Source organism: Williamwhitmania taraxaci, assembly GCF_900096565.1.
GTDB lineage: Bacteria > Bacteroidota > Bacteroidia > Bacteroidales > Williamwhitmaniaceae > Williamwhitmania > Williamwhitmania taraxaci.
In genome coordinates this window covers 1-3351 of record NZ_FMYP01000135.1, presented here as the reverse complement: position 1 = coordinate 3351, position 3351 = coordinate 1, and the positions used below count along the sequence as shown (strand labels likewise).

1 protein-coding gene is annotated in these 3351 nt (G+C 33.9%); it reads right to left on the bottom strand.

The genetic code is table 11. The features are described from left to right. Window positions 1-86 precede the first annotated feature (86 nt). The gene (locus BLS65_RS17365) at window positions 87-2930 is read right to left on the bottom strand and encodes a type IIG restriction enzyme/methyltransferase (RefSeq protein ID WP_092441055.1); all 2844 of its coding nucleotides are present in this window, start codon (window positions 2928-2930) and stop codon (window positions 87-89) included. Window positions 2931-3351 lie beyond the last annotated feature (421 nt).

Genomic DNA, 3351 nt, shown 5'->3' with positions numbered 1-3351 from the left:
CTATGTCGAACCAAAAAAATGGCAAAATATCCACCAAGCAAACCTAAATACGCTAAGATTTAAAACCTAGCAATCGACCTGCGGATTTAAGGAATAATGAAAATAGCACTTGAAACAAGAGCTTCATCAAAAATTGGTACTTGCTCAAAATTTACAATTTCTTTAAAGTTATAATTTGATAAAAAAGCTCGTAGAGGTTTTCCATATTCAGCATTGAAAAACTTATTGGAGTTAATAACACTTAATATTCCTTTTGGCTTTAAAACCGTTAATGCTTTTTCAAAAAAGTATGAACTTATATCAGCAGTTCCTGAATATACATTGTAATGCTCTTTCAAGTTACTACTCAAGTGAGCCAATTCTCTATGCTGAATGTAAGGCGGATTTGCTATTATAATATCAAAACCTTCAAACTCTCCATCATTGCTCAACACTTCAGGAAATTCAAATCTCCATTCAAAAGCATTTTTGTAAATGGCGTTACTTTTTATTTCTTCAATTTCATTTGATAATTTAGTTATGTCTGCTTCTAACTTCGTTTGTTTTTCTTTTCTTGCCTTTTTCTCTTTGGGTGTTAGTTCAAATATTTGACCTTGATTAAGCAAGGTAAATAAATCACCACTTAGCTTTTTTAGTTTTATTTGTTTTGGGTCGTTGTTGCCAATTTCTGTTCTAAAGTCGGTTTTTATTGTGTCAATTATTTTTTGCAAACCTCTTTTTACATCACGGCTTTTTTCGTTTTTGTAATCGTTCACAAAACCTCTGTATGCTTTTACATCATATTTTATGCTTTTTAAGGCTTTACTCAAATCTGCATCTAATGGGAAACGGCTCAATAAACTGTTTCCACATTTTATATTGATGTCAATATTGGGAAGGGTTTCAAGTTCTAAAAAATTAGTTTCCTCTTTGTAATAGGCGTTTTTCAATAATTCTATCCATAAACGCAAACGGCAAATTTTTACCGAATTTGGATTAATGTCAACGCCAAACAAACAGTTTTCAATGATGTTTTGCTTTTCGTAAAAAAGTGCTTTTTGAAGTCGTTGAATTTCTTTGTTTAGTGGTTTTCCGTTTTGTAGTTTGTATTCAAGAATGTTTGTTTTCGGGTCGGTGATAATTAATTCATCATTTACAATTTCAATTTCGTAACCGCTAATACTGTTACCTTCTTTGTCCGCAAGTATTCCTAATTCTGCTTTGATGCTGATAATTTCATTCAATGATGAAACTAAAAAGTGACCAGAGCCAACAGCTGGGTCGCAAATACGAAGTGAGTTTATTATTTCATTCGCTTTTAAAATCTCTTGCGTTTTAAATAGGCGAGAAGTGTAGTTTTTTACATCTTCAAATTTGTCAAATAGTGTTTTATCTTTTTGCGATAAGGCTTCATTAAATTTTTCTACCACAGCCAAACGGATTGACTGTTTGCACATATACATTGTAATAAATGCAGGTGTAAAAATAGAGCCGTCTTTGTAACCGTTTATTTTCTCGAATACTTTACCAAGCACAGAAGCGTTGATAATTGTTTTGTTATCCTCCTGCACATCTTCTGTGCCCTCACTTGCAAAATCGTAGGCATCTAAAAAATGAAAAAGGTAATCCAAAGTGGGCAGCGTAGCTGCCTTCTTTTTGATTTCTTTTAAAATTGTTGTACCTATAAGTTCTAACTTCCCACCATTGTCAAGCGAATTTATTTTTATGGTTTGGTCTTCAAGTTCGCTTATTTCAAAAAGTGAACTATTCAAATAAGGAACCTTGCCGTATTTTGTTTTTATGGCTTCGCTTCTTTCACTAAGGTTTACGGCTAAAACTTTGTGAAACAGTTTAAATAGTTCGTCAAAATCATTTATGGTTTCGGTATTTAAGAAACGATATTCTTTATTTCCTTGATGATAAGTTATGAGTTGTCCTTCCAACAATTTCAAAAACAAAATCCTGTTTATCCAAGTAATACCAAGTTCTAAAGCAATATTAAAAATTCGTTCATCTTTTGTTGAACCGTAAATTGATTGGTCAGGTAAGCGATGTAAAACATCTTCTGTTTGCAATGCCTCAATAGTAGCTTCAATAAGAGAAGCCGCAAAGCGGCTTTCCTTTTTTCTTCGTATTATGTTTTTGCCGTCTTCTTTTGCTTCTTCCAGTCCAATGATATGTAGCAATTCTTTGTAGAATTTGTCATTGAGTGAATTGCTGTCGTTAGGCGTTACAATTTTTAAAAGATGTTGAGGCGAAAGGATTTTAAGTAACGCACTTAATTCTCTATCATCTTCCTTTTTGTTGTTGCGTAAAATGGTGTCATATTCCCTAATGTCAAAGTAAACACAAGGAATTTCAATATCAATTTTGGAAATTAATTTTTCAATTTCCTGATAGAAAAACGGATTGTTTTTATTGTCACTTACTTTGGTTTTATAAAGATTTTGTATTTGAGTGTTATTGTAAATATGCTTGTCAAAATGGTTTGCATCTATGATATACCATTCATTAATATTTGTAATTACAAGCTGTTTCAGTTGGAAGTTTCCAACTTTATTTCGTTCGTCTAGGTAATATAGTATAAGTTCGTGAAGTGCTTTTTTGTTAGGGTTGTCAGCCGTTACCATTTCGCCAATGTTGGTTGGTCGTTTGGCTTCAATAATTACACCTACTTCGCTATTTGTTGTTTTGTCTAAGTGAATTACAAGGTCTTTTTTGTCCTTGGTGTTGATTGCGTTGGTGTCACGGTAGTAAGTGTCCCGCAAAAAGTCCCGCAGGTCGTTTTTTAAATGTTCTTCGGTTTCGTCCTTCGGTCGTTTTTCTATAACGCTTATTTTGTCGAGTAAAGCAATGAGGTTTGTTTTAAAAACGTCAATTTCGCTTCTCAAAGGTTTTTGCTTTAAGAAGGCTTTTAATGCTTTTTTCGGTGTCTGCGTTACTAATTTCATCAAATATTCTCTGTCAATTATTAAGGTTGCTAAGTTAAGTTTTAAAACCGCTTTTCAGTCCAAAGTTGCCGTCAAATTGTCAACCGTCCGAATGTCGTGGTGCGGTTGGGCAAAATTAAATGTGCTGCAATTTGTGTCGGCTTGTGCGGTTGCATTGCAGCTCTTTTAATTTTGCGAAGGGTTGGATTTTGTCGTCCGATGTCAGCACGAATGTTGATGGTTGAACGGTCGCCCTACACTTGCTTGTAACGGTTTGCAGCTTGGCGAAGTGGCGGATTTCGAAGCACAAAACTTCAATTTTGCGCTAAATTTCAATTGAAAAACTGAACTTGAATTTAGCACTAAACCCGCCATTTTGCCAAACTGCTGTGTGTGCCTTGAATGGTAAATATAGTAAAAGTTCTTTAAACGGAAGCGTTTT